Annotated in this window: 21 protein-coding genes and 1 pseudogene; 17 read left to right on the forward strand and 5 right to left on the reverse strand. The window is 57.4% G+C overall.

Annotated elements, in window-relative coordinates:
* The gene (gene suhB / locus INF86_RS13950; RefSeq protein WP_022649020.1) at positions 1 to 804 is read right to left on the reverse strand and encodes an inositol-1-monophosphatase; all 804 of its coding nucleotides are present in this window, start codon (positions 802 to 804) and stop codon (positions 1 to 3) included.
* A gap of 132 nt (positions 805 to 936) precedes the next feature.
* Between suhB and trmJ the strand changes: the two genes are divergently transcribed.
* The 11 genes from trmJ (at position 937) to sseB (ending at position 9,801) form a co-directional block, all read left to right on the forward strand.
* A complete protein-coding gene (gene trmJ / locus INF86_RS13955) occupies positions 937 to 1,662 on the forward strand; it encodes a tRNA (cytosine(32)/uridine(32)-2'-O)-methyltransferase TrmJ (RefSeq protein WP_015572157.1) in 726 nt (241 codons plus the stop codon).
* A 236-nt stretch (positions 1,663 to 1,898) separates the two neighbouring features.
* Positions 1,899 to 2,390, forward strand: coding sequence for a Fe-S cluster assembly transcriptional regulator IscR (iscR, locus tag INF86_RS13960; RefSeq protein ID WP_022649018.1), 492 nt, complete (start codon positions 1,899 to 1,901; stop codon positions 2,388 to 2,390).
* 117 nt (positions 2,391 to 2,507) lie between these two features.
* Positions 2,508 to 3,722, forward strand: a complete 1,215-nt coding sequence (iscS, locus tag INF86_RS13965) for a cysteine desulfurase (RefSeq protein WP_006176692.1) — start codon at positions 2,508 to 2,510, stop codon at positions 3,720 to 3,722.
* 24 nt (positions 3,723 to 3,746) lie between these two features.
* Positions 3,747 to 4,133 (forward strand): Fe-S cluster assembly scaffold IscU, encoded by a 387-nt coding sequence (gene iscU, locus INF86_RS13970; RefSeq protein ID WP_003860661.1) that lies wholly within the window; start codon positions 3,747 to 3,749, stop codon positions 4,131 to 4,133.
* A gap of 13 nt (positions 4,134 to 4,146) precedes the next feature.
* Entirely contained in the window at positions 4,147 to 4,470 is a 324-nt protein-coding gene (iscA, locus tag INF86_RS13975) for an iron-sulfur cluster assembly protein IscA (RefSeq protein ID WP_003860659.1), read from the forward strand.
* Between the two features lie 198 nt (positions 4,471 to 4,668).
* Positions 4,669 to 5,184 carry a co-chaperone HscB gene (hscB, locus tag INF86_RS13980; RefSeq protein ID WP_022649017.1) on the forward strand — a complete coding sequence of 172 codons (516 nt, stop codon included), beginning with the start codon at positions 4,669 to 4,671 and terminating at the stop codon, positions 5,182 to 5,184.
* Positions 5,185 to 5,198: 14 nt separating this feature from the next.
* A complete protein-coding gene (hscA, locus tag INF86_RS13985; protein ID WP_193543623.1) occupies positions 5,199 to 7,049 on the forward strand; it encodes a Fe-S protein assembly chaperone HscA in 1,851 nt (616 codons plus the stop codon).
* Position 7,050: 1 nt separating this feature from the next.
* Positions 7,051 to 7,386, forward strand: a complete 336-nt coding sequence (gene fdx / locus INF86_RS13990) for an ISC system 2Fe-2S type ferredoxin (protein ID WP_003860652.1) — start codon at positions 7,051 to 7,053, stop codon at positions 7,384 to 7,386.
* Position 7,387: 1 nt separating this feature from the next.
* The gene (gene iscX, locus INF86_RS13995; protein ID WP_003860650.1) at positions 7,388 to 7,588 is read left to right on the forward strand and encodes a Fe-S cluster assembly protein IscX; all 201 of its coding nucleotides are present in this window, start codon (positions 7,388 to 7,390) and stop codon (positions 7,586 to 7,588) included.
* Positions 7,589 to 7,641: 53 nt separating this feature from the next.
* Positions 7,642 to 8,928: an aminopeptidase PepB gene (pepB, locus tag INF86_RS14000; RefSeq protein WP_193543624.1), complete on the forward strand. Its 1,287-nt coding sequence runs from the start codon at positions 7,642 to 7,644 to the stop codon at positions 8,926 to 8,928.
* Between the two features lie 96 nt (positions 8,929 to 9,024).
* A complete protein-coding gene (gene sseB / locus INF86_RS14005; RefSeq protein WP_063148285.1) occupies positions 9,025 to 9,801 on the forward strand; it encodes an enhanced serine sensitivity protein SseB in 777 nt (258 codons plus the stop codon).
* Positions 9,802 to 9,818: 17 nt separating this feature from the next.
* On the opposite strand, the gene INF86_RS14010 is transcribed toward sseB, so the two are convergent.
* From INF86_RS14010 to INF86_RS14025, 4 genes are all read right to left on the reverse strand, one after another.
* The gene (locus INF86_RS14010) at positions 9,819 to 10,589 is read right to left on the reverse strand and encodes a MurR/RpiR family transcriptional regulator (RefSeq protein ID WP_023306706.1); all 771 of its coding nucleotides are present in this window, start codon (positions 10,587 to 10,589) and stop codon (positions 9,819 to 9,821) included.
* The gene (gene sseA / locus INF86_RS14015; RefSeq protein WP_023300716.1) at positions 10,589 to 11,434 is read right to left on the reverse strand and encodes a 3-mercaptopyruvate sulfurtransferase; all 846 of its coding nucleotides are present in this window, start codon (positions 11,432 to 11,434) and stop codon (positions 10,589 to 10,591) included. Before sseA ends, INF86_RS14010 begins: the two co-directional genes overlap by 1 nt.
* 89 nt (positions 11,435 to 11,523) lie before the next feature.
* Positions 11,524 to 12,891, reverse strand: coding sequence for a 6-phospho-alpha-glucosidase (locus tag INF86_RS14020; protein ID WP_022649011.1), 1,368 nt, complete (start codon positions 12,889 to 12,891; stop codon positions 11,524 to 11,526).
* Positions 12,892 to 12,903: 12 nt separating this feature from the next.
* Positions 12,904 to 14,448, reverse strand: a complete 1,545-nt coding sequence (locus INF86_RS14025) for a PTS transporter subunit EIIC (protein WP_193543625.1) — start codon at positions 14,446 to 14,448, stop codon at positions 12,904 to 12,906.
* A gap of 286 nt (positions 14,449 to 14,734) precedes the next feature.
* Here INF86_RS14025 and INF86_RS14030 point away from each other — a divergent pair, with 286 nt between their 5' ends.
* The 6 genes and pseudogenes from INF86_RS14030 to INF86_RS14055 all read left to right on the forward strand — a co-directional run bounded on the left by INF86_RS14030 (position 14,735) and on the right by INF86_RS14055 (position 26,756).
* Entirely contained in the window at positions 14,735 to 19,687 is a 4,953-nt protein-coding gene (locus INF86_RS14030; RefSeq protein ID WP_193543626.1) for an alpha-2-macroglobulin, read from the forward strand.
* Position 19,688: 1 nt separating this feature from the next.
* On the forward strand, positions 19,689 to 22,016 hold the full coding sequence (gene pbpC / locus INF86_RS14035) for a peptidoglycan glycosyltransferase PbpC (protein ID WP_193543627.1): 2,328 nt from the start codon (positions 19,689 to 19,691) through the stop codon (positions 22,014 to 22,016).
* Between the two features lie 88 nt (positions 22,017 to 22,104).
* A pseudogene (locus INF86_RS14040) lies at positions 22,105 to 24,483 on the forward strand (DMSO/selenate family reductase complex A subunit).
* Positions 24,480 to 25,109: a DMSO/selenate family reductase complex B subunit gene (locus tag INF86_RS14045; RefSeq protein ID WP_022649006.1), complete on the forward strand. Its 630-nt coding sequence runs from the start codon at positions 24,480 to 24,482 to the stop codon at positions 25,107 to 25,109. The pseudogene INF86_RS14040 and the gene INF86_RS14045 overlap by 4 nt, the downstream one beginning before the upstream one ends.
* Positions 25,102 to 25,881: a DmsC/YnfH family molybdoenzyme membrane anchor subunit gene (locus INF86_RS14050; RefSeq protein ID WP_193543628.1), complete on the forward strand. Its 780-nt coding sequence runs from the start codon at positions 25,102 to 25,104 to the stop codon at positions 25,879 to 25,881. Before INF86_RS14045 ends, INF86_RS14050 begins: the two co-directional genes overlap by 8 nt.
* Positions 25,881 to 26,756, forward strand: coding sequence for a 4Fe-4S binding protein (locus INF86_RS14055; RefSeq protein ID WP_193543629.1), 876 nt, complete (start codon positions 25,881 to 25,883; stop codon positions 26,754 to 26,756). The genes INF86_RS14050 and INF86_RS14055 overlap by 1 nt, the downstream gene beginning before the upstream one ends.
* Positions 26,757 to 26,818: the final 62 nt, after the last annotated feature.

Raw genomic sequence — 26,818 nt, forward strand, 5'->3', positions numbered from 1 at the left:
TTAACGCTTCAGCGCATCGCTCAGTTCTTCACGCATGTTTGCCAGCATGGCTTTAACAACGCGCGGGTTACCTGCAACGATGTTGCCGGTAGACATATAGTTATGGCCGCCGGTGAAGTCACAAACAATCGCGCCAGCTTCACGTGCGATCAGCTCGCCCGCCGCGAAGTCCCACGGCTTCAGTGACAGCTCAAAGTAACCGTCAACGCGGCCGGTCGCCACGTAGGCCAGATCCAGTGCAGCAGAGCCGGTGCGACGGAAGTCCGCGCATTCGGTGAACAGTTTGCCGAGGATATTCATATAAGTGGTTGCGTGCTGCTTCGCCTTGAACGGGAAGCCGGTCGCCAGAATCGTGCCGTCCAGATCGCGTGCATTGCTGCAGCGCAGACGGTAGCCGTTCAGCTGCGCGCCCTGACCGCGGGTCGCGGTGAACAGTTCGTTACGCATTGGATCGTAAACAACGGCGACTTCAGTACGGCCTTTGATGCGTACTGCGATAGACACAGAGAAGTGTGGCAGGCGCTTAACGAAGTTGGTGGTGCCATCCAGTGGATCGATAACCCATTGAACATCCTGATCGGTACCTTCATGTTCACCGCTTTCTTCGGTGATGATGGTGTGCTGCGGGTAAGATTTGCGGATCGTTTCGATAATAATCGCTTCGGCGGCTTTATCGACGTTAGTCACGAAATCATTGCTGCCTTTCTGGCTGGTTTCTACGGAGTCTGGGGTTTCGTAGTGTTTGGCAATTACATTACCCGCCTTGCGCGCTGCGCGCACGGCGATGGTCAGCATCGGATGCATCGGTCTCTCTCACTGGATGTTAAAGAACAGGAAAATCGGCGCAGAGTATAGCAGCGGGATCGGATTATGTCTCTCGTTTATGATAATATGCCCGAATATTCTTCAGACACTGAATCCAGACATCTAAAAATTATGCTGCAAAACATTCGAATCGTGCTGGTCGAAACATCGCACACCGGCAACATGGGCTCTGTGGCCCGCGCTATGAAAACCATGGGCTTAACGAACCTGTGGCTGGTTAATCCGCTGGTGAAACCAGACTCTCAGGCTATTGCGCTGGCGGCCGGCGCCAGCGACGTGATAGGGAATGCACAGATTGTGGACACCCTGGACGAAGCCCTGGCCGGTTGCAGTCTGGTGGTGGGGACCAGCGCGCGCTCCCGTACGCTGCCCTGGCCGATGCTGGACCCGCGCGAATGCGGCCTGAAAAGTATCTCAGAAGCGGAACAGGCGCCGGTTGCGCTGGTGTTTGGTCGTGAACGCGTTGGCCTGACCAACGAGGAACTACAGAAGTGTCACTACCACGTGGCGATTGCCGCCAACCCGGAATACAGCTCGCTGAACCTGGCGATGGCGGTGCAGGTGATTGCCTACGAAGTGCGCATGGCATGGCTGGCGACGCAGGAAAAACCGGTCGAACCTAAAGAAGAGACGGCCTACCCGCTGGTGGACGATCTGGAGCGCTTCTACGGCCACCTGGAGCAGACGCTGCTCTCTACCGGCTTTATCCGTGAAGGCCATCCAGGGCAGGTGATGAACAAGCTGCGCCGTATGTTCACCCGCGCGCGCCCGGAAAGCCAGGAGCTGAACATCCTGCGCGGGATCCTGGCGTCGATTGAGCAGAAGAATAAAGAGTAGTGCAGTGTGTTCGCCGGGTTGCGCTGCGCTTACCCGGCCTACAAAGCCCGTAGGCCCGTGCAAGCGCAGCGCCGCCGGGCAAAAAATACGGCACAGAAGGTTAAATACCTGACTAAAACAGTCAAGTAAATAGTTGACCAATTTAGTCAGGAATGTCAGACTTGGCCCTGCTATGCAATACCCCCATTTTACAATAAAAAACCCCGGGCAGGGGCGAGTTTGAGGTTAAGTAAGACATGAGACTGACATCTAAAGGGCGTTATGCCGTGACCGCGATGCTGGACGTTGCGCTCAACTCCGAAGCGGGCCCGGTTCCGTTGGCTGATATTTCTGAACGACAGGGGATCTCCCTCTCTTATCTGGAACAGCTGTTCTCCAGACTGCGTAAAAATGGACTGGTGTCCAGCGTTCGTGGCCCGGGCGGCGGTTATCTGCTGGGTAAAGACGCGGGCAGTATTGCGGTTGGCGAAGTGATTAGCGCAGTTGACGAATCCGTTGATGCGACCCGTTGCCAGGGCAAAGGCGGCTGCCAGGGCGGCGATAAATGCCTGACCCACGCGCTGTGGCGCGATCTGAGCGACCGTCTGACCGGCTTCCTGAATAACATCACCCTGGGTGAGCTGGTTAATAACCAGGAAGTTCTGGATGTTTCTGGTCGTCAGCACAGTCAGGATTCACAACGCAGCACCCGCTCGCAGGACGCCATCGACGTTAAACTGCGCGCGTAATTAAAAAGATAAGTATTCAGAATCAGGCCGGGGTGGTCACACCCCGCGTACTCGGTCGTACATCCAGCCGGTTGCCTGATTCCTTGCATTGAAGCGATGTACGGAGTTTATAGAGCAATGAAATTACCGATTTATCTCGACTACTCCGCAACCACGCCGGTGGACCCGCGTGTTGCCGAGAAAATGATGCAGTGTCTGACCCTGGACGGAAACTTTGGTAACCCAGCTTCCCGTTCACACCGTTTTGGCTGGCATGCTGAAGAGGCGGTTGATATCGCCCGTAATCAGATTGCTGACCTGGTCGGTGCCGACCCGCGTGAAATTGTTTTCACCTCCGGTGCGACCGAATCCGACAACCTGGCGATCAAAGGTGCAGCCAACTTTTATCAGAAAAAAGGCAAGCACATCATCACCAGCAAAACCGAACACAAAGCCGTGCTGGACACCTGCCGTCAGCTGGAGCGTGAAGGGTTCGAAGTGACTTACCTGGCGCCGCAGAGCAACGGGATCATCGACCTGAAAGAGCTCGAAGCGGCGATGCGTGATGACACCATTCTGGTTTCCATCATGCACGTTAACAACGAAATCGGTGTTGTGCAGGACATCGCCACCATCGGCGAAATGTGCCGTGCGCGCGGCATCATCTACCACGTGGATGCGACCCAGAGCGTGGGCAAACTGCCTATCGACCTGAGCCAGCTGAAAGTGGACCTGATGTCCTTCTCCGGCCACAAAATCTATGGCCCGAAAGGGATCGGCGCGCTGTACGTTCGTCGTAAGCCACGTATCCGCATTGAAGCACAGATGCACGGCGGCGGTCACGAGCGCGGCATGCGTTCCGGTACGCTGCCTGTTCACCAGATCGTGGGGATGGGCGAAGCGTATCGCATCGCGAAAGAAGAGATGGAAAGCGAGATGGCACGCCTGCGTACGCTGCGTAACCGTCTGTGGGACGGCGTGAAGGATATGGAAGAAGTCTATCTGAACGGCGATCTCGAGCAGGGCGCGCCGAACATCCTCAACGTCAGCTTCAACTATGTTGAAGGCGAGTCGCTGATCATGGCGCTGAAAGACCTGGCCGTTTCTTCCGGTTCTGCCTGTACGTCTGCAAGCCTGGAGCCATCCTACGTGCTGCGTGCGCTGGGCATGACTGACGAGCTGGCACACAGCTCTATCCGTTTCTCTTTAGGTCGTTTCACTACCGAAGAAGAGATTGACTACACCATCAAACTGGTCCGTAACTCCATCGGCCGTCTGCGCGACCTTTCTCCACTGTGGGAAATGTTCAAGCAGGGCGTGGATCTGAACAGCATTGAATGGTCACATCACTAATCGGTACATAAGGAGAATTCAATCATGGCATACAGCGAAAAAGTTATCGATCATTACGAGAACCCGCGCAACGTTGGCTCTTTTGACAACAGCGACGAATCTGTCGGTAGCGGTATGGTTGGCGCGCCAGCGTGTGGCGACGTGATGAAGTTGCAGATTAAAGTCAACAATGAAGGTATCATTGAAGACGCGCGCTTCAAGACCTACGGCTGCGGTTCTGCTATCGCCTCCAGCTCCCTGGTCACCGAGTGGGTGAAGGGCAAGTCTCTGGACGAAGCACAGGCAATCAAAAACACGGACATTGCTGAAGAACTCGAACTGCCGCCGGTGAAAATTCACTGTTCAATTCTGGCAGAAGACGCGATCAAAGCCGCCATTGCGGATTACAAAAGCAAACGTGAAGCAAAATAATTGAGGTTTGAGTATGTCGATTACCCTTAGCGACAGCGCTGCCGCGCGAGTAAGCTCTTTTCTGGCGAACCGTGGTAAAGGCTTTGGCCTGCGACTGGGCGTACGTACCTCCGGCTGTTCTGGTATGGCTTACGTACTGGAGTTTGTTGACGAACCGGCGTCTGATGACACCGTGTTTGAAGACAAGGGCGTGAAGGTGGTGGTCGATGGCAAAAGCCTGCAATTTCTCAACGGCACTCAGCTGGACTTTGTAAAAGAAGGCCTGAACGAAGGGTTCAAATTTACGAACCCGAACGTCAAAGACGAGTGTGGTTGCGGCGAAAGCTTCCACGTTTAACCGCGTTCCGCTGTTATACCGATTAATTCGTGTTGCAGAAAGGCGGCAAGCGAGTGAATCCCCGGGAGCTTACTTAAGTAAGTGACTGGGGTGAACGAGCGCAGACAACGCATCTGCAGCGCGAAGTAAGAAGGTATAACCCCACCGTGGCTTTGCTGCGCGTGGGGTTTGTTCTAACAGGCTACCCCTGAGATTGTTATGGATTACTTCACTCTCTTCGGACTACCCGCTCAATACCCGATTGATCTCCAGGCGCTGACGATCCGTTTTCAGGATCTCCAGCGTCAGTACCATCCGGATAAATTCGCCAGCGGGACGCAGGCAGAGCAGCTGGCTGCGGTATCACACTCCGCAACCATCAACCAGGCCTGGCAAACGCTGCGTCATCCGCTGGCGCGTGCAGAATATCTGCTCTCGCTCCACGGTTTTGATCTGGCGAGCGAACAGCATACCGTGCGCGACACCGCGTTTCTGATGGAGCAGCTGGAGCTTCGCGAAGAGCTGGATGAAATTGAACAGGCTAAAGACGAAGCGCGTCTGGAACGTTTTCTCCAGCGCGTAAAGGGCATGTTCGATACCCGCCATCAGCAGATGGTTGAGCAACTGAACAACGAGACCTGGGACGTGGCGGCAGACACTGTGCGCAAACTCCGTTTTCTCGATAAACTGCGAAGCAGTGCTGAACAACTCGAAGAAAAGCTGCTCGATTTTTAATTTCGGAAGCAATTATGGCCTTATTACAAATTAGTGAGCCAGGCTTAAGCGCCGCACCGCACCAGCGTCGTCTGGCGGTCGGTATTGACCTGGGCACCACCAATTCTCTCGTGGCGACCGTGCGTAGCGGCCAGGCGGAAACGCTGGCTGACGAGCAGGGCCGCCATCTGCTGCCTTCCGTGGTCCACTACCAGCAGCAGGGTCACGCTGTCGGCTTTGATGCCCGCGCCAATGCCGCGCGCGATCCGGCTAACACCATCAGCTCGGTTAAGCGCATGATGGGCCGCTCGCTGGCGGATATCCAGACCCGTTATCCGCATCTGCCGTACCAGTTACAGGCCAGCGAAAACGGCCTGCCGATGATTGCGACATCTGCCGGTCTGCTGAACCCGATTCGTGTTTCCGCTGACATCCTCAAAGCGCTGGCGGCGCGCGCGACGGCGACGCTCGGTGGCGATCTGGACGGCGTAGTAATCACCGTTCCGGCCTACTTCGACGATGCACAGCGTCAGGGCACCAAAGACGCCGCGCGTCTGGCGGGCCTGCACGTGCTGCGTCTGCTGAACGAACCGACAGCGGCAGCCATTGCCTACGGCCTCGATTCCGGTCAGGAAGGGGTGATTGCGGTTTACGATCTCGGCGGCGGGACGTTTGATATCTCTATCCTGCGCTTAAGCCGCGGTGTGTTCGAAGTGCTGGCCACCGGCGGGGATTCCGCGCTCGGCGGCGATGACTTCGACCATCTGCTGGCGGACTACATCCGCGAGCAGGCGGGCATCAGCGATCGCAGCGATGCGCGCGTCCAGCGTGAACTGCTGGATGCGGCCATCGACGCCAAAATCGCCCTGAGCGATGCGCAGTCCGTCAGCGTGGACGTCGCAGGCTGGCAGGGTGAGATCACCCGCGACCAGTTCAGCGAACTGATTGCGCCTCTGGTTAAGCGTACCCTGCTGGCCTGCCGTCGCGCATTGAAAGATGCGGGCGTTGAGGCTAACGAGGTGCTGGAAGTGGTCATGGTTGGCGGCTCAACCCGCGTGCCGCTGGTACGTGAGCGCGTAGGGGAATTCTTTGGCCGCACGCCGCTGACCTCTATCGACCCGGACAAAGTGGTTGCCGTGGGTGCCGCTATCCAGGCCGATATCCTGGTCGGCAACAAGCCGGACAGCGAAATGCTGTTGCTGGACGTCATCCCGCTGTCTCTGGGTTTAGAAACCATGGGCGGCCTGGTGGAGAAAGTCATTCCCCGTAACACCACCATTCCGGTGGCGCGCGCGCAGGAGTTTACGACCTTCAAAGACGGCCAGACCGCGATGTCCATCCACGTGATGCAGGGCGAGCGCGAGCTGGTGCAGGACTGCCGCTCTCTGGCGCGCTTTGCGCTGCGCGGAATTCCGGCGCTGCCGGCGGGCGGGGCGCATATTCGCGTCACCTTCCAGGTGGATGCGGACGGTCTCCTGAGCGTGACGGCGATGGAAAAATCCACCGGCGTCGAATCGTCCATTCAGGTGAAGCCGTCCTACGGCCTGACCGATGGCGAAATCGCCTCCATGATTCAGGACTCAATGAGCTACGCCGAGCAGGATGTGAAGGCGCGTATGCTGGCGGAACAAAAAGTGGAAGCCGCACGCGTGCTGGAGAGCCTGAACGGCGCGCTCGCTGCCGACGCCGCGCTGTTAAGCGCCGCTGAGCGCCAGGTGATTGACGAGGCTGCCGCGCGCTTAAGCGTAGTCGCCGAAGGCAATGACGCTGACGCAATAGAAGAAGCCATTAAAAACGTTGATAAACAAACCCAGGACTTCGCTGCTCGCCGCATGGACAAATCTGTCCGCGTCGCGCTGAAAGGCCAGTCCGTGGACGAGGTTTAATATGCCAAAGATTGTTATTTTGCCTCATGCGGACCTCTGTCCGGATGGCGCTGTTCTGGAAGCGAAGACCGGTGAAACCATTCTCGATGTAGCCCTGCGTGCAGGTATCGAAGTGGAACACGCCTGTGAAAAATCCTGTGCCTGTACCACCTGCCACTGCATCGTGCGTGAAGGTTTTGATTCTCTCGCCGAGAGCACCGAAGACGAAGACGACATGCTGGACAAAGCATGGGGTCTGGAGCCAGACAGCCGCTTAAGCTGCCAGGCCGCGGTGACCGATGAAGATCTGGTCGTGGAATTCCCACGCTACACCATCAACCACGCACGCGAGCATTAATATGGGACTGAAGTGGACTGACAGCCGTGAAATCGGCGAAGCGCTCTACGACGCGAACCCGGATCTCGATCCGAAGACCGTACGATTCACCGACATGCACCAGTGGATCTGCGATTTAGAGGATTTTGACGACGATCCAAACGCATCCAATGAAAAAATTCTGGAGGCGATTCTGTTAGTCTGGTTAGATGAAGCAGAGTAAATCACTTAACGGGCTGCCTTCAGGCGGCCCGTTTGCTAATAAGGACAAATAAAATGACCGAAGCGATGAAGATTACGCTCTCCACGCAGCCAGCCGACGCACGCTGGGGCGAGAAAGCCACCTGGAGCATCAATAACGACGGCATTACCCTGCACCTGACGGGCAACGATGATTTGGGCCTGATCCAGCGCGCCGCGCGTAAGATTGACGGCCTTGGCATTAAGCATGTGTCGCTGGACGGGGAAGGTTGGGACACCGACCGCAGCTGGGCGTTCTGGGCAGGCTACAAAGGGCCGAAAGGCACCCGTAAAATTGAGTGGGCGAACCTCGACGAAGCCGGTCAGAAAGAGCTGGAAAGCCGCCTGAAAATTATCGACTGGGTGCGCGACACCATCAACGCCCCGGCGGAAGAGTTGGGGCCTGAGCAGCTGGCGCAGCGCGCGGTTGACCTGCTGTGCGGCGTGGCGGACGACAAGATGTCCTACCGCATCACCAAAGGTGAAGACCTGCGCGAACAAAATTACATGGGTATCCACACCGTGGGTCGTGGCTCCGAGCGTCCTCCGGTCCTGCTGGCGCTGGATTACAACCCAACCGGCGATAAAGAAGCGCCGGTCTTTGCCTGTCTGGTCGGGAAAGGTATCACCTTCGATACCGGCGGTTACAGCCTGAAGCAGAGCGCGTTCATGGATTCCATGAAGTCCGACATGGGCGGCGCGGCGACCATTACCGGCGCGCTGGCGTTCGCCATCACCCGTGGTCTGAACAAGCGCGTGAAGCTCTACCTGTGCTGCGCAGATAACATGGTGAGTGGCAACGCCTTCAAGCTGGGCGACATCATTCGCTACCGCAACGGTAAAAATGTTGAGGTGATGAACACCGATGCCGAAGGCCGTCTGGTGCTGGCCGATGGCCTGATCGACGCCTCTGCGCAGAAGCCGGAGCTGATTATCGACATGGCGACCCTGACCGGCGCGGCGAAAACTGCCCTTGGCAACGATTACCATGCGCTGTTCAGCTTCGACGACAAGCTGGCCGCTCGCCTGCTGGCCAGCGCGGCGGCGGAAAACGAGCCGTTCTGGCGTCTGCCGCTGGCCGAGTTCCACCGCAGCCAGCTGCCGTCTAACTTCGCCGAGCTGAACAACACCGCGAGCGCGGCGTACCCGGCGGGAGCCAGCACAGCAGCAGGCTTCCTGTCTCACTTCGTTGAGAACTACCATGAAGGCTGGCTGCACATTGACTGCTCCGCAACCTACCGTAAAGCGGCGGTTGAGCAGTGGTCAGCAGGCGCAACCGGTCTGGGCGTGCGTACCGTGGCGAACCTGCTGACGGCTGAGTGATCTTTTTTGCCGGGTGGCGCTACGCTTACCCGGCCTACAAAATCCGTAGGCCCGTGCAAGCGTAGCGCCGCCGGGCAATTGTGAAGTAGCCAAACTATGTCAGAAACCAAAAACGAATTAGAAACCCTGCTGGAGCAGGCGGCGACCGAGCCCGCCCACCGTCCGGCCTTTTTCCGCACGCTGCTGGAATCCACCGTCTGGGTGCCGGGCACCGCAGCAGAAGGGGAGCAGGTTGTCGAAGACAGCGCCCTGGATCTGCTGCACTGGGAGAAAGACGACGGCACGTCGGTGATCCCGTTCTTTACCTCGCTCGAGGCTTTGCAGGAAGCGGTAGAAGACGAACAGGCGTTCGTGGTGATGCCGGTGCGCACGTTGTTCGAAATGACCCTGGGGCAGACGCTGTTCCTCAACGCCAAACTGCCGACAGGGAAAGAGTTCACTCCGCGTGAAATCAGCCATCTGATTGGTGACGAGGGCAACCCGCTCAGCACCCAGGAGGTGCTGGAAGGGGGCGAAACGCTGCTGCTGTCTGAAGTGGCTGAGCCGCCCGCGCAGATGATTGACTCCCTGACCACGCTGTTTAAAACCATCAAGCCGGTAAAACGCGCGTTCCTCTGCTCCATCAAAGAGAGCGCTGACGAAAAGCCTGTTCTGCTGATAGGGATCGAGGCCGACGGCGATGTTGAGGAGATCATCCAGGCGGCGGGAAGCGTAGCGACCGACACGCTCCCGGGCGATGAGCCGATTGATATCTGTCAGGTGAAGAAAGGTGAGCAGGGCATCAGCCACTTTATTACCGAGCACATCACCCCGTTCTACGAGCGTCGCTGGGGCGGCTTCCTGCGCGATCTCAAGACCAACCGCATTATCTGATTACGGCGGGGTGACCTTCACCCCGTTGCTTCCAGCAACAGTAAATCCATCAGCAGCACCAGATTCGACTCAAACGACGTCACCCCTGCGGCTTCGGCGGCGAAATGTACCGCTTCGTCATAGAGGGCAAAATGCACGTCGGCCATACCTGCCAGCGTATTGGCCGACGCGCGGGTAAACGCGACGATCGTCATGCCGACGTTTTTGGCGATCCGCGCTTTATCCAGCACCTGCTCCGTTTCGCCGCTGCGCGAAACGGCAATAAATACCTGATAGCGTGCGGCGTTGCTGAGAAAAATATTCCGGCTGTCCCCCGGTCCGGAGATGAACGCGGTTTTTCCCAGCACCTGCAACTTCTTGGTCAGGTACTCGGCAAAAAGATATGAAAACCCGGCGCCGTAGAGAAAGAAGCTCTCTTTCTGGCGCAGCAGGCTGGCAAACTGCTGGCGTTTGTCCTGGGTAACCCACTGGAAGGTCTGCTGATAGTTGGCAATAAACCGGGCAAAAAGCGCGGGCATTTCTGCATGTTGCGCAGACTGTACGGTGATATGCGGCGTGTCAGAAAGCAGCTGCTTGCAGTGCCAGATAAACTCGCTAAAGCCGCTGAAGCCCAGCTTCTGGCACAGCCGCATAATCGTCGCGGTGGAGACAAATGTCGCCAGCGCCAGCTCGCGCACCGTGATATTGCCCACCAGCAGCGGATGCTCAGTGAGGTGGGCGAGGACGCGATACTCCGCGCGGGTCAGTGACGACCCGCGTGTTAACAGCGTTGCCAGGCGGTTATCCATTATTTCGCCGGTTCTACCGGCAGATCGTCCCGTGCACCCCATTCACTCCAGGCGCCGTCATACAGCGTCACGTCATTCGCGCCAAGGGTTGCCAGCGCCAGGATCACCACGCAGGCCGTCACGCCGGAGCCGCAGCTGGCAATAACCGGACGATGCAAATCCACGCCCTGACGTTCAAAAATGGCACGCAATTCATCGGTGGTTTTCAGCTCGCCTTCAAACACCAGATCGCCCCACGGCACGTTCAGCGCCCCCGGGATATGTCCTCGTTTCAGTCCCGGACGCGGCTCATCCGCTTCAGCGTTGAAGCGTGGAGCGGGACGGGCATCGACGATTTGGGCCGTGTTTTCGTGGCTCACGACCAGAACGTCGGTCAGGCGCTTGACCACGTGTGCGTCAAACGTGGCATCAAATTCCCCTTCCGGCAGCGTGACGTCGCCCTGCTGAAGCGGCAGCTCGTCGCGCTTCCAGCCTGCAAGTCCGCCCGCCAGAATCGACACTTTTTCCACGCCGAAGTTTTTCAGCATCCACCACGCCCGCGGGGCGGAGAAGAGGTTACCCTCATCGTAAACAACGAGGTGTTTGTCTTTGCTGATGCCGAGCTCGCGCATCGCCACGGAAAACGCTTCCGGACGAGGCAGCATGTGCGGCAGGGGAGAGGTGTGATCGGAGAGGGCTTCGATATCGAAAAAAACCGCGCCAGGCAGGTGCCCTGCGCGATATTCAGCGGGAACGTCACGATGCTCCTGGCCCGGAGGGGCCATGCGCGCGTCGATAATCTGAACTTCCGGGTCGTCGCCGTGCTCAATCAGCCAGTCGGCGGCGACAAAATATGAGGTGGACATGGTTGCCTCCATTCTTTTCCGTAAAAAAGGATTGTCGGTGTTTTTTCTGACACCGACAAGTTAACCACGTTCAACTCGCGAGCAAGCCCCTATTTTTTCACCGCTTCACCGTCCTGCCATGCCTTTTGCAGCGCTGGCCAGTAGTCGCGGTTGGCTTCGATCATCTCATCCAGAATCGCTTTCGCGTGCTCCATGGTCGGCACGGTGCGGTTCAGGGTAAATGCCTGCAACGCTTTCTCGTAGCTGCCTTCGATGGTTGCCTCCACCAGCAGCTGTTCAGAAGCGAGCTGCTGTTGCAGGAGCGTCTGGTGGAACAACGGCACCTGACCCACGCGGACAGGCTCCGGCCCTTCGGAGGTGATATAGGCAGGTACTTCCACCACCGCATCGTACGGCAGATTGGTAATCGCCCCGCGGTTTTCCACCATCACCAGATGACGTTGGCGCAGGTTGAATGCCAGCGAGCAGGCGACATCGACGATAAATTCGCCGTGAACACCTACGTGGAAGGCGTCCGGTAAGATCCCGCTGCGCTGGTACTCTTCGGCGGCGGCAAACAGCTTTTTCTCACGTCCGTTCATCACTTCGTTGGCACGGGTATAGTCCGGGTTCTGATGCTCCACAATCTGGTTCGGCATCAGGTAGTACTGTAGATACGGGTTCGGCAGGTACTCCGGGAAGTTATCCATAATCGGCTTGATGTTGCGCCAGGTTTTCACCCATGACGGATCCGAGTGCTGCGGGTCGGTTTTGGCCGCGTCTTCCGTCAGCAGGCCAAACTTCGCGATATGTTTACGCAGCTCCGGCAGCTTGTCCTCGCCGTCCACCAGCACGCGGGTAAACCAGCCGAAGTGGTTGAGGCCAAAATAGTCCACCTCCAGTTTATGACGGTCCACGCCCAGAATGGCGCCCATATTGCGCATCGCGGCGACAGGCATATCGCAGATGTTCAGCACGCGTGCGTTGGGGCGCAGGCGACGCACGCCCTCAGCGACGATCGCCGCCGGGTTGGAGTAGTTCACGATCCACGCCTTTTCGTGCGCGTAGCGTTCCACCCTATCGATCAGCTCTACCATCGGCAGGATCGTACGCAGGCCATATGCCAGCCCGCCGGGTCCGCAGGTTTCCTGGCCGACCACTCCGTGGCGCAGCGGAATTTTTTCATCCTGCTCGCGCATTTTGTACTGTCCGACGCGCATCTGAGCAAAAACAAAATGCGCGCCGCTGAAGGCCACCTCCGGATCGCTGGTGACCGTGAATTTGATGCTCTGGCTGTGGTCGCGAATGACCTTTTCCACCACGGGCGCAATGGTGTTCTGGCGCGCCTCGTCGATGTCATACAGGCGAATCTCTGCCAGGGGGAAATCGTGCAGGCGTACCATCAGGCTTTTCACTATACCTGGCGTGTAGGTGCTGCCGCCGCCAGCAATCGACAGAATGAATGGGGGTGTTAACATCTTTAGCTCCTTTCAGAGAAACGTCTCAACGGCTTCTCGCATTTTTTTGACATGCAGCCCGTAGACCACCTGAACGTTGTTACCTTGTTTGATAATCCCTTTCGCGCCGGTCGCTTTCAGGCGCGGTTCGTCGATGATGGCGACGTCCTTCACCGTGACGCGTAAGCGGGTGTAGCAGTTATCAACCACCTGAATGTTTTCCCGACCGCCCAGACCGACGACGATCGATTCGCCCAGCCCGTCGTTATTTCCCTTCGCCTGGTATTCCTGTTTGCTGTAGAGGCGCGTCTCCCGATCGTCATCTTCACGACCGGGCGTTTTCATGTTGAAACGCAGGATCAGGAAGCGGAACACCACGAAATAAAGGGCGAACATGATCAGCCCGACCACGATGTACATGGGCCAGTTGGACTTTTCCGTGCCGAGCGGCAGGTTGTAGAGGATAAAATCGATAATTCCGTTGGCGCCGATGGCGTGAACGCCAAACAGGGTGAACAGCATCATGCCAATGCCGGTCAGCACCGCATGCGCCACGAACAACAGCGGGGCGACAAACAGGAAAGAGAACTCGATCGGCTCGGTTACGCCGACCAGCAGCGAGGTCAGCGCCGCCGGGATCAGAATGGCTTTCGCAATCGCTTTACGCTCTGGCTTCGCGGTCATGTACATCGCCAGCGCGGCGGCGGGAAGGCCGAACATCTTGCTGATGCCGCGAGCATCCCACACCACGGTGCTGCTGAGCTGCTTCACGTCCGGGCAGGCCATCTCGGCGAAATAGATATTGCGCGCGCCCTGGTAAGCCGTACCGCACACCTCCTGCGTACCGCCCAGTTCGGTATACAGGAACGGCGTATAGACCAGATGATGCAGGCCCGTCGGCACCAGAATGCGTTCAAGGAAACCGTAGATCGCCACCCCAAACGGACCGGACCCTTTGATCGCCAGCGCCAGGGCGCTTATTCCATGCTGTGCGTACGGCCAGAGTTCGCTCATGACCACGCCGAGCAGCATAGAGACTGGCAACATAACAATCGCGACAAAGCAGTGGCCGGAGTATATCGCCATCGCGCCGTTAAACTGGACACCGGAATATTTGTTGTACAGATAACCGGAGAGCGCCCCGGTCAGGATCCCGGCGAAAACGCCCATCTCCAGCACCTGGACGCCCAGAACCATGCTTTGTCCGGCGGCTTTCATCTGCTCTGCAGGGGCCAGTTCTCCCTGAAGCTGTAACGTCACGTTCATAGCATTGATAAACACGATAAAAGTCACCAGCCCAATCAGCGCCGCGTAGCCTTTGTCTCGGGTTGCCAGGCCAATGGGGATCCCGACGGCAAACACCAGCGCCAGGTTGACCAGCACCGACACGGCAGATTTGGCGATCAGCTGGCCGACACTCTGGATCAGCGGATGGCCGAGAAACGGCAGGTACTCGGCCAGATTGCCGTTACCCAGCACATTCCCAAAGGCGATAAACAGACCGACGATGGGTAAGATAAGTACAGGTCCGTAAAGTGATTTTCCGAAATTTTGTAGGGCGTTCACGGCTCGTTTCATGGCTTTCTCTCTTATTGAACCGCGCACTCGGGGTGCGTCATGGTCATAAAACTAGCAGGCATGATGCGAGCTTATCCAGCTATCTTCTTGTTTTAAAAACAAATGACGCGAAAGGTAACATGTTACGTTACGCTGTGTGATCGCGGTTCCACCCTCGCATGCGAGCGCGATGCCATTCTGCGAGGCGCTTTCCAGATTATAAAATTGGACTTTTTGTATTAACGAAACTTGCGGATAATACTTATCCGGACGACGACCAACAGGCCCCTCAGGCCAGGGACATAGGATGAAACCGTTTCGCTTAGCTGCGATCTCTCTCGCGCTGCTCACCACCTTTACGCTTGCCGGCTGTGATAACAGCGATGACAAACCTCAGGCCGCTGCCCCCGCAGCGTCTACTACATCAGAACAGAAAACCCCGGCAAAACCGGATCCTGAAAAGCTGGCTAAGCTGGCCGCGCAGAGTCAGGGTAAGGCGTTGACGCTGCTGGATGCCTCTGAAGTGCAACTCGACGGTGCTGCGACACTGGTTCTGACCTTCTCTGTACCGCTGGATCCCAGCCAGGATTTTGCGAAAACGGTGCATGTGGTGGATAAAAAAAGTGGCAAAGTGGACGGCGCCTGGGAACTGGCCCCCAATCTGAAAGAGCTGCGCCTGCGCCATCTGGAGCCGAATCGTAATCTGGTCGTCACCGTCGAGCGTAATTTGCTGGCGCTGAACAAAGCGACATTCGGCATTGACTATGAAAAAGCGATCACCACCCGGGATGTTGAACCGACGGTCGGATTCGCCAGCCGCGGATCGCTGCTGCCGGGTAAAGTGGTGGAAGGGTTGCCGGTGATGGCGCTCAACGTCAACAATGTGGACGTGAACTTCTACCGCGTTAAGCCGGAGTCGTTGGCCTCGTTTGTCAGCCAGTGGGAGTACCGTAACTCGCTGACCAACTGGGAATCTGACAACCTGCTGAAGATGGCGGAACTGGTCTACACCGGCCGTTTCGACCTCAACCCGGCGCGCAACACGCGTGAAAAACTACTCCTGCCGCTCAAAGATATTAAGCCGCTCCAGCAGTCTGGCGTCTATATCGCCGTGATGAATCAGGCTGGTCACTATAACTACAGTAACGCCGCGACGCTCTTTACCTTAACTGATATTGGGCTGTCCGCTCACCGTTATCATAACCGCCTGGACATCTTCACCCAGAGTCTTGAAAACGGTGCGGCGCAGTCAGGCGTGACCATTACCCTTCTGAACGATAAAGGACAGACCCTGGCCGAGGCGAACAGCGACGCCGATGGTCATGCGAAACTGGAAACCGATAAAGAAGCCGCGCTCATCCTGGCCAGTAAAGATGGCCAGACCACGCTTCTTGACCTCAAACTTCCGGCGCTGGATCTGGCGGAGTTTGATATCGCCGGTAACCCGGGTTACAGCAAACAGTTCTTTATGTTTGGCCCGCGCGATCTCTATCGTCCGGGTGAAACGGTGATCCTTAACGGCCTGCTTCGCGACAGCGATGGCAAACCGCTTCCCGAGCAGCCGGTAAAACTTGACGTGCTGCGTCCGGACGGCCAGGTAGCGCGTACGGTCGTTGTGCAACCTGAGAACGGCCTTTATCGCTTCAACTATTCGCTTGATAGCGGCGCCCAGACCGGCATGTGGCATATTCGCGCGAATACGGGGGATAACCAGCAGCGCATGTGGGATTTCCACGTCAAAGATTTTATGCCTGAGCGTATGGCGCTGAATCTGACCGGGCAAAAAACGCCGGTTTCCCCGCAGGAGGATGTGGACTTTAACGTTGTGGGCTATTACCTGTATGGCGCGCCGGCTAACGGTAATTCTCTGCAAGGCCAGCTTTTCCTGCGTCCGCTACGTGACGCGGTGCCTGCACTGCCTGGCTTCCAGTTCGGTGATATTGCCGAGGAGAACCTGAGCCGCAGCCTGGATGAAGTGCAGCTTACGCTGGACGAACAGGGGCGCGGACAGGTTACCACCGAAAGCCAGTGGAAAGAGGTGCACTCGCCGCTGCAACTGATTTTGCAGGCCAGCCTGCTGGAATCAGGCGGGCGTCCGGTAACGCGACGCGCCGAGCAGGCTATCTGGCCTGCGGCTGAACTTCCGGGGATCCGCCCACAGTTCGCCAGCAAGGCCGTGTACGACTACCGCACCGATACCACCGTCAACCAGCCGATTGTCGACGAGAACGGCAACGCCAGCTTTGACATCGTCTATGCCGATGCCAGCGGGGCGAAAAAAGCGGTATCTGGTCTGCAGGTGCGTCTGGTCCGTGAGCGTCGCGACTACTTCTGGAACTGGTCCGAGAGCGAGGGCTGGCAGTCTCAGTTTGATCAAAAAGATCTCGTTGAGGGCGAGCAGGAACTTAACCTCAAGGCCGATGAAACCGGTAAAGTCACCTTCCCGGTGGAGTGGGGCTCATACCGTCTGGAAGTGAAAGCCCCTGATAACATGGTCAGCAGCGTGCGCTTCTGGGCGGGGTACAGCTGGCAGGATAACAGCGATGGCACGGGTGCTGCTCGCCCGGATCGTGTGACGCTGAAACTGGACAAGCCATCCTATCAGCCAGGCGATACCATCAACCTGCATATTGCAGCGCCGGCCGCAGGCAAGGGCTATGCAATGATCGAATCCAGCGAAGGGCCACTGTGGTGGAAAGAGATCGACGTACCGGTTAACGGTCTGGATCTCGCCATTCCGGTGGATAAGGCCTGGAAACGTCACGATCTCTACCTCAGCACGCTGGTGGTTCGTCCTGGCGATAAATCTAAGTCCGCCACGCCAAAACGCGCGGTTGGTCTGCTGCATCTGCCAATGGGGGACGAAAATCGTCGCCTGAGCATCGCACTTGATAACCCACAAAAAATGCGTCCGAACCAGACGCTTTCTGTGAAAGTGAAAGCCAGCGTAAAAGAGGGGGCTGTGCCACAGAAGGTGAACGTGCTGGTCTCGGCTGTTGATAGCGGCGTGCTGAACATTACCGACTACGTCACGCCGGATCCGTGGGAAGCTTTCTTCGGTCAGAAGCGCTATGGCGCGGACATCTATGATGTTTACGGCCAGGTGATTGAAGGTCAGGGACGTCTTGCCGCACTGCGCTTTGGCGGAGACGGCGATGAACTGAAACGCGGCGGTAAGCCACCGGTGAACCATGTCACCATTATTGCTCAGCAGGCGCAGCCGGTTAGGCTTGATGCCAACGGTGAAGGCACCATCACGCTGCCGATTGGCGATTTTAACGGCGAACTGCGTCTGATGGCGCAGGCCTGGACGGAAGACGATTTCGGCAGCAGCGAAAGCAAAATCATTGTGGCGGCTCCGATTATCACCGAGCTTAACACGCCGCGATTCCTCGCAAGTGGCGATACCTCTCGCCTGACGCTGGACCTGACCAACCTTACTGACCAGCCGCAAACCCTGAACATTGCGTTAACCGCAACCGGTAAGGTGTCGCTCGAAGGTGCTCAGCCAGAGCCGGTTAAGCTGCCGCCTGGCGCACGTAGCACTCTGTTTATTCCGGTGCGCGCGCTGGAAGGCTATGGCGATGGTGAAGTAACTGCTCAGGTGACGGGGCTTCAGCTCCCTGGTGAGACGTTTGCGCCGCAGCAGAAGAGCTGGAAAATTGGTGTACGCCCCGCATTCCCGGCGCAAACGGTGAATACGGGCACGATGCTGAACCCTGGCGAATCCTGGAGCGCGCCAGCACAGCATATCGACGGTTTCTCGCCTGCCACGCTACAGGGACAGCTGTTGCTCAGCGGTAAACCACCTTTGAACCTGGCGCGCTACATTCGTGAACTTCAGGCCTATCCATACGGATGTCTTGAGCAGACCACCAGCGGCCTGTTCCCGTCCCTCTACACCAACGCGGCACAGCTTACGGCGTTGGGCATTAAAGGCGACACCGACGATAAACGCCGTGCGGCCATTGATATCGGCATCTCCCGTCTGCTGCAAATGCAGCGTGACGATGGCGGTTTTGCCTTGTGGGATAAAAACGGCCCGGAAGAGTACTGGCTGACCGCCTATGTTACGGACTTCCTGGTGCGGGCAGGGGAGCAGGGTTACAGCGTGCCTGCCGAGGCGGTGAATAACGCCAACAGCCGACTGCTGCGCTATTTACAGGATCCGGGGATGATGTCCATCCGCTACAGCGACGACACCCAGGCCAGCAAATTTGCTGTCCAGGCGTATGCTTCGCTGGTGCTGGCTCGTCAGCAAAAAGCGCCGCTCGGTGCATTGCGTGAAATCTGGGATCGCCACGCTCAGGCTGCTTCCGGGCTTCCGTTGATGCAGCTGGGCATGGCACTCAAACTGATGGGGGATACACCGCGCAGCCAGCAGGCGCTGGATCTGGCTCTCAAAACACCCCGTAACGACAGCCGAAACTGGATGGCGGATTACGGCAGCCAGCTGCGTGATAATGCCCTGATGCTCTCCCTGCTGGAAGAGTACAAGCTGCTGCCGGATGCGCAAAACAGGCTGTTGAACGCGTTATCTGAAGACGCGTTCAGCCAGCGCTGGCTGTCAACCCAGGAGAGCAATGCGCTGTTCCTGGCCGGACGTTCACTGCAAACCTTGTCAGGCGCGTGGCAGGCAACGACCACCCTCTCTGAACAGACCCAGAGCAGTGATAAAGCGCAGGTAGAAAACCTGAACGGCGACCAGCCTGGTGCCTTGCAGGTGACGAATACCGGCACGACGCCGCTGTGGGTACGACTGGACACTACTGGCTATCCGGAGTATGCGCCCCAGCCATCTTCTCACGTCTTGCAGATTGAACGTCATATCCTGGCGACAGACGGCAGCAGCAAGTCGCTCTCTTCACTTAAGAGCGGTGAGCTGGTTCTGGTGTGGCTGGAAGTGAAGGCAAGCCAGAACGTACCGGATGCGCTGGTGGTGGATCTGCTCCCGGCAGGTCTGGAGCTGGAAAACCAGAATCTGGCGAGCAGCAGCGCCAGCTTGCAGGACAGCGGCAGTGAAGTGCAAAATCTGCTGAATCAGATGCAACAGTCTGATATTCAGCACATGGAATTCCGCGACGATCGCTTTGTGGCCGCCGTGCCGGTCAATGAAGGTCAGCCGGTCACGCTGGTTTACCTGGCCCGTGCCGTTACGCCAGGAACCTATCAGGTGCCTGTTCCGATGGTCGAGTCCATGTACGTTCCGCAGTGGCGAGCAACGGGGTCGGCCAGTGGCCCGCTGATCGTTGTTCCGTAAGATGCAGATAGCACGCCTGATTCGCTCCCGCTGGCTGCGGCTTGCGGGAGCGCTTCTCTTTTTAGGGGGGCTGATTGTCGCCGCTGACCGCGTGTGGCCGTTGCCCCTGAAAGAGGTCAACCCTGCGCGAGTGGTGGTGGATGAGCAGGGTGTTCCGTTGTGGCGTTTTGCCGACAGCGAAGGCATCTGGCGCTATCCGGTTACCATTGAAGAGGTTTCCCCACGCTATCTTGAGGCGCTGATCCAGTATGAAGATCGCTGGTTCTGGGATCACCCTGGCGTCAATCCGCTTTCTGTACTGCGTGCCGCCTGGCAGGATCTCACCGCCGGGAGAGTGGTTTCTGGCGGGAGCACGCTTACCATGCAGGTGGCACGCCTGCTGGATCCGCATCCGCGTACCTTTGGCGGTAAAATTCGTCAGCTGTGGCGGGCGATGCAGCTGGAGTGGCATCTCTCCAAGCGTGAAATCCTGACGCTGTATCTCAACCGTGCCCCGTTTGGCGGCACGTTGCAGGGCGTGGGCGCGGCAAGCTGGACTTATCTTGGCAAACCGCCGTCTCAGCTGAGCTATTCCGACGCGGCGCTGCTGGCTGTACTGCCACAGGCACCCAGCCGTCTGCGCCCCGACCGCTGGCCGGAACGTGCCGAAGCGGCGCGGAACAAAGTGCTCGACCGCATGCTGACTCAGGGCGTCTGGTCTGAGAAGCAGGTGAAAGAGTCCCGTGAAGAGCCGGTCTGGCTGGCCCCCCGGCAGATGCCGCAGCTGGCGCCGCTCTTTTCCCGCATGATGTTGAGTAAAAGCCGCGACACAAAAATAGTCACCACGCTGGATGCAGCTTTGCAACGACAGCTTGAAGAGCTGGCAATGAACTGGAAATCGCGCCTGCCTGCCCGCAGTTCACTGGCGATGATCGTCGTGGATCATACATCCATGAAAGTGCGTGGCTGGGTAGGCTCGGTAGATATCAATGATGACAGTCGCTTTAGTCACGTGGATATGGTCAATGCGATCCGATCGCCGGGATCGGTCCTCAAGCCATTCATCTATGGCATGGCGCTGGACGATGGCCTGATCCATCCCGCTTCGTTATTACAGGATGTTCCAAGAAAAACGGGGGATTATCGCCCCGGCAACTTTGACAGCGGTTTTCATGGGCCGGTCAGCATGAGCGAAGCCCTGGTGCGTTCCCTCAACCTGCCTGCGGTGCAGGTGCTGGAAGCGTACGGCCCAAAACGTTTTGCAGGCATGCTGAGCAACGCGGGATTACCGCTCATACTCCCCGCGGGGGCGCAGCCCAACCTCTCCCTGATCCTGGGGGGCGCAGGCGCACGCCTGGCTGATATCGCTGCCGCCTACAGTGCCTTTGCGCGGCAGGGTCAGGCGGGCCGGTTGCGTTTACAGCCGGGCGATCCGCTGATCGAACGTCCGCTGCTGTCGCAGGGGGCGGCGTGGATCATTCGTCGCATTCTCGCCAGTGAAGCACAGCCCCTGCCGGACAGTGCGCTGCCCCAGGTTGCGCCGCTGGCGTGGAAAACGGGCACCAGTTACGGCTACCGGGATGCCTGGGCCATCGGGCTGAACGCCCGGTATGTCATTGGAATCTGGACCGGACGTCCGGACGGCACGCCCGTTGCCGGGCAGTTTGGTTTCGCCAGCGCAGTTCCGCTCCTGAATCAGGTCAATAACATGCTTCAGTCCCGCTCGATGGTGGATGAAGCCCGTCTGCCGCGCGATCCGCGTCCTGCAAGCGTAGGACGGGGCGTGATTTGCTGGCCGGGGGGCCAGTCCCTGCCTGAAGGGAGCGAAAACTGTCGGCGTCGGCTGTCAACCTGGCTGCTGGAAGGCAGTGAACCGCCTACGCTGCTGCTGCCGGAACAGGAAGGTATTCGCGGGATCCGTTTCCCGGTCTGGCTGGATAAAGAAGGCAAACGCGTCGCAGCGGATTGTCCTGATGCGACAGAAAAAGTGCTGGATGTCTGGCCGCTGCCGCTGGAGCCCTGGCTGCCTGCTGCCGAAAAACGGGCAGCTCGTCTCCCCGCCCGTTCAGCGGTTTGCCCTCCGCTGGATAACCATAATGCGGCGCCGCTGATGTTGTCAGGCGTCAGAGAAGGGGCGGTAATTAAACGTCTTCCGGGTGAGAAAAACATGACCCTGTTCGTTTCAACCAGCGGCGGGGAGGGGCAACGATGGTGGTTTTTGAATGGCGAACCGCTGGACGGACATCAGAAGAATTATTCACTGCAATTATATTTGCCGGGTAAATATCAGTTAGTTGTATTAGATGAAACAGGACAAACGGCGACGGTCAATTTTGAGTTAGATCGCTAAGTGTTACTCCTCAAGAGTTAGCTTGATAATTATCAATATCCGTTCCTGAAAAAAAACGAGAATGCGTTTTTATTTTAAGGAACGAGCAATGGAAAAAAATAAACATCAGGGAGAGGGGACTATTCCCGCCATATCCCGGCGTCAGTTTATTCAGGCAGGATCGGCGCTCGCCGCTCTGCCTTTTGTCGTCAAAACCGGCAAAGTACAGGCACAGGGCGCGGCGGTTTCAGACACTACGCCTGAAGAAAAAGTGGTGCAAACCTGTAGTACGTTTGACTGCGGCGGCAAGTGTGATATTCGTGCTCACGTCAGTGAGGGCGTTGTGACCCGAATTTCTACGCGTCCGGATAACGCGTTGGATCCGCAAATGCCCGTAATGCGCGCCTGCGTGCGAGGCCGGGCTTATCGGAAATTTGTTTACCATCCCGATCGACTGAAATACCCAATGAAACGTGTAGGGAAACGTGGCGAAGGAAAATTCGAGCGTATTACCTGGGATGAAGCCACCACCCTTATTGCGAATCAATTAAAAACTATTACGCAAAAATACGGTGCGGCTTCACGCTATGTTCATGTGGGCACCGCTGTGTCCGGCGGGACTTTTTCCGGCGATAAAATGGTTCGTCGTCTGCTCAACTTAACCGGCGGCTATCTCGAAAGCTATCACTCGGTCAGTATGGGTAACACGGCGGCAGCAACGCCGTATACCTATGGCACCGCTGCCAGCGGCAGCTCTCTTGACACGCTGCTGGACACCAAACTGGTCATCCTCTGGGGACATAACCCGACGGAAACGATCTTTGGTCACAGCAACCACTTCTACCAGAAGATGAAGCAAAACGGCACTCGCTTTATTGTTGTCGACCCTCGCTATTCCGATACGGTTTCCTCCCTGGCCGATCAGTGGATCCCGCTGCTTCCCACCACGGACAACGCCCTGATGGACGCGATGATGTATGTGATCGTCACGGAGAACCTGCACGATCGCGACTTTATTCAGCGCTACACCCTGGGCTTTGACGAAGACACTATGCCAGAAGGCGTTCCGGCCAATGAATCCCTGATGGCTTACCTGAGCGGCGCAAAAGATGGCGTGGCGAAAACGCCCGAGTGGGCAGAGAAAATCACTCACGTGCCTGCATAAACAATTCGGCAACTGGCGCGCGACTACGCAACCACCAAACCCGCTGCGCTGATCCAGGGCTGGGGACCGCAGCGTCATAACTGCGGCGAGCGCACCGCGCGCGGCTCGACGTTGCTGGCTACGCTCACGGGTAACGTCGGGGTGAAAGGCGGTTGGGCAGCAGGCTATGGCGGCTGCGCAAACCGGAAATTTGCCGCCGGGCCAGAGATGCCGGACAACCCGGTCAAAGCCAAAATATCGGTGATGAACTGGGTGCAGGCCGCCGACGATGCCTCTCAGGTCACCGCGGACGTCGGCCTGAAGGATGCCGAAAAGCTGGACAGCAATATCCGCATCCTGTTCTCGCTGGCGGGAAATTATCTGGCTAACCAGAACCCGGATCTTCATCAGGCAACCCGTGTCCTGGAAGACGAGTCGAAAATCGAGTTTATCGTCGCAAGCGATCTGTTTATGACGCCGAGCGCCCGATACGCCGACCTTCTTTTGCCGGAAACCAGCTTTATGGAACGCTGGAATATCGGCGAAACCTGGGGCACGGCAAGCTATCTGATCCTGTCAGAAAAGCTCATTGAACCTGAATTTGAACGCCGTTCAGACTACGACTGGCTGCGGGAGGTCGCTGCTAAGCTTGGCGTCGAACCCGCGTTCAGCGAAGGGCGTGACGAAAAAGCGTGGATTGAGCACATCTGGGAGCAGACGCGTCTTTCCATGCCTGACGAAAACCTGCCGGACTTCGCGACGCTACAGAAGACGCGTCAGCACCTTTTCAAAAGCGCGCCGTTCGTCGCCTTTGAAGACAACATTCGCGATCCGCAGAATCATCCGTTCCCGACGCCGTCCGGAAAAATTGAGATCTTCTCGAAGCGTCTGTACGACATGCATCACCCGGAAATTCCGGCGCTGTCGCACTACGTGCCTGCCCATGAAGGGCCGGAAGACGCGCTGGCGAAACGCTTCCCGCTCCAGCTGATTACCTGGAAAGGAAAAAACCGCGCTAACTCCACCCAGTACGCCAACCCGTGGTTAATTGAGGCGCAGCAGCAAAAGCTGTGGATCAACCCGCAGGATGCGCAAAAACGCGGCATTGCGCAGGGAGATACCGTGCGTATTCATAACGCGCGCGGCATTTGCGAGATCCCGGCGGAGGTCACGCCGCGCATCATTCCAGGCGTTGTGGCCATGCAGGCGGGTGCCTGGTGGCAGCCGGACGAGCAGGGTATTGATAAGGGCGGCTGCGCGAACGTGCTCAGTTCCGCACGTATTACCGCGCTTGCGAAAGGGAATTCCCATCAAACCATGCTGGTGGAGGTAGCTAAAGCATGAGTCAGTTTAAACATTACGCACCGGTAAGCGACAAACAGCTGGGTTTTTATATCGACTCTTCTCGCTGCTCGGGCTGCAAAGCATGTCAGGTGGCGTGCAAAGATAAAAACAACCTTGAGGTCGGACGTCGTTTCCGTCGCGTATACGAAGTTAATGGCGGGAGCTTTATCCCGACCGGGCAGGGCGGCGTCAGCAATAACGTTTTTGCCTACACGCTCTCTATCTCCTGTAACCACTGTGCCGACCCAATCTGCACCAAAAACTGTCCGACCACCGCGATGCATAAGCGTCCGGGGGACGGTATTGTGCGCGTAGATACTGATAAGTGCGTCGGCTGCGGCTACTGCGCGTGGTCATGCCCTTACGGCGCGCCACAGCTCAACGAGCAGACCGGGCAGATGTCCAAATGTGATTTCTGCGTGGATCTACAGGCGAAGGGGGAACAGCCTGTCTGTGTGGCAACCTGTCCACTCGAAGCGATTAAATTCGGGCCGATTGATGAACTGCGGGCGAAGTATGGTGCGGTCTGTGATGTGAAAGGCTTGCCTGATTCCTCCATCACCAAACCGAACCTGGTGATCAAAGCGCATCAGGGCGCAGAGAAAGAGGGGAAACGTCATGCATGAGTTACCGCTGCTGATTTTTACGCTGTTCCTGCAAGGATCGGTTGGCGTTACGCTGTGGCTGGCCTTCGGAAGCACGCAACGCAGCGCGCTGCTGCCGGCTGCCGGAGCGTTTGTGCTGGCCAGCCTCGGTCTGCTCGCCTCTGCGTTGCACATGGGCTATCCACTTAATGCGTTCAATGCGCTGCGTCACGTATCCAGCTCCTGGCTGAGCCGTGAGATTATCTTTGCCAGTCTTTATCTTGCGGCACTTGGCCTCGCAACGCTGCTGATGTTTGTCAAAAAACCAGGCTGGAAGCCGCTGTTGGTTGTGGCAGGTCTTGTCGGGCTGGTGGATGTGTTCTGCATGGCGCAGATCTACATGCATGCATCCGTGATGACGTGGCATCACATTAATACCCTGGTGCTGTTTATCGGTTCGGTGGGAATTATCGGTTCAGCCTGCATGGCCGTTGGGGCACGTTCCCAGACCCGCGTGCGAACGGCGATTGTCATTATTACGCTGCTGGTGATTGCACGTCTGGTGATGCAGCCCGTCTGGCTGGCAGATATTACGGCTATGGACAACACCGTTGTGACGTTCCCACACGCACCGTTACAAATGCTGGAGCAACTGCGAACCGTGCATCTGCTGAGCTGGTGCGTTTCCGTTGCGGGTATGCTGTGCTTTGCTGCGGGCGGCTTAAAAGCGGCGCGAGGCACAATGCTGTTGGGCAGCGCCTTGCTGATTGTGGGTGAGCTAATGCTGCGCTTTGTTTTCTTCAGTATTGGCTGATGGGCGGATTAACCTTTGCCCCGGCGATGGACGTGACGCATGCGTGCGTCCGTCGCCGTTTTCGCCACTCTTCCTGCTGCGCCTGCGCGGACGTCTGTCCCGTACAGGCTTTTTCTTTTACCGACACCGGCGTCTCGGTTGATGACAGCCGCTGTATTGAATGCGGTGACTGCCTGTTTGTCTGCCCCGCTGAAGCCATCACCGGCATCACGCCGCGAAAACGTTTTCTGTGTGGCGATACGCTTGTTGGGCCTTTTACTGACCGTGCGCCAGGGGTGAATGAGCTTCTGCTGTGGCACGCGCAGCACCACGTTCGTTTTATCAGTATCGACGCGGAGCAGAATCCTGACTGGTTGCTGGCGATTGCCCGGCTGAATCTGGCGCTTCGTCGACGTGGTGAAGCATCGTGGGCGTTTAAACATATACCCGTCAACGAGGTAAATACCGCCCGGCGTGCGCTGATGCACGTTCCCCGTGAGGATGTCCGGGCCTGTTGCGTCGTGCCCGGTCAGCGTGAGCTGCGCAGGGCGTTTTCTGCATTTAGCGAGGCAGAGATAACTCTCGATACCGAATCCTGCGTACTCTGCGGCGCGTGCTGGCGGAGTTGTACGGAAAACGCGATTCGGTTTGAGAACGCTGAACTGGTCGTGGAAACCGGACGTTGTACGGGGTGTGGCGGCTGCGAAGCGGTATGCCAGCATGCGGCGATAAACGTGACGCAAACAGACGGGACAGCGAAAAGCGTGACCATACCGGCATATGAAGCCGTTTGTTTGACGTGCCACCGTCATTTCTGGTCATTTAGTTCTGATGAAAAGCAGTGTCCGCTCTGTTTTCACCATCAGTACGGCATGCGAAATACGAGCTGTTGCTAATCTTCGTCTCATTTTAAAAAAATGTTATGCATAACCATAGGCAATGGCGCTATTGCTCTTTA

Origin of the sequence: Enterobacter cloacae complex sp. I1M, from assembly GCF_014982425.1 — a bacterium.
Classification (GTDB): Bacteria; Pseudomonadota; Gammaproteobacteria; order Enterobacterales; family Enterobacteriaceae; genus Enterobacter; species Enterobacter intestinihominis.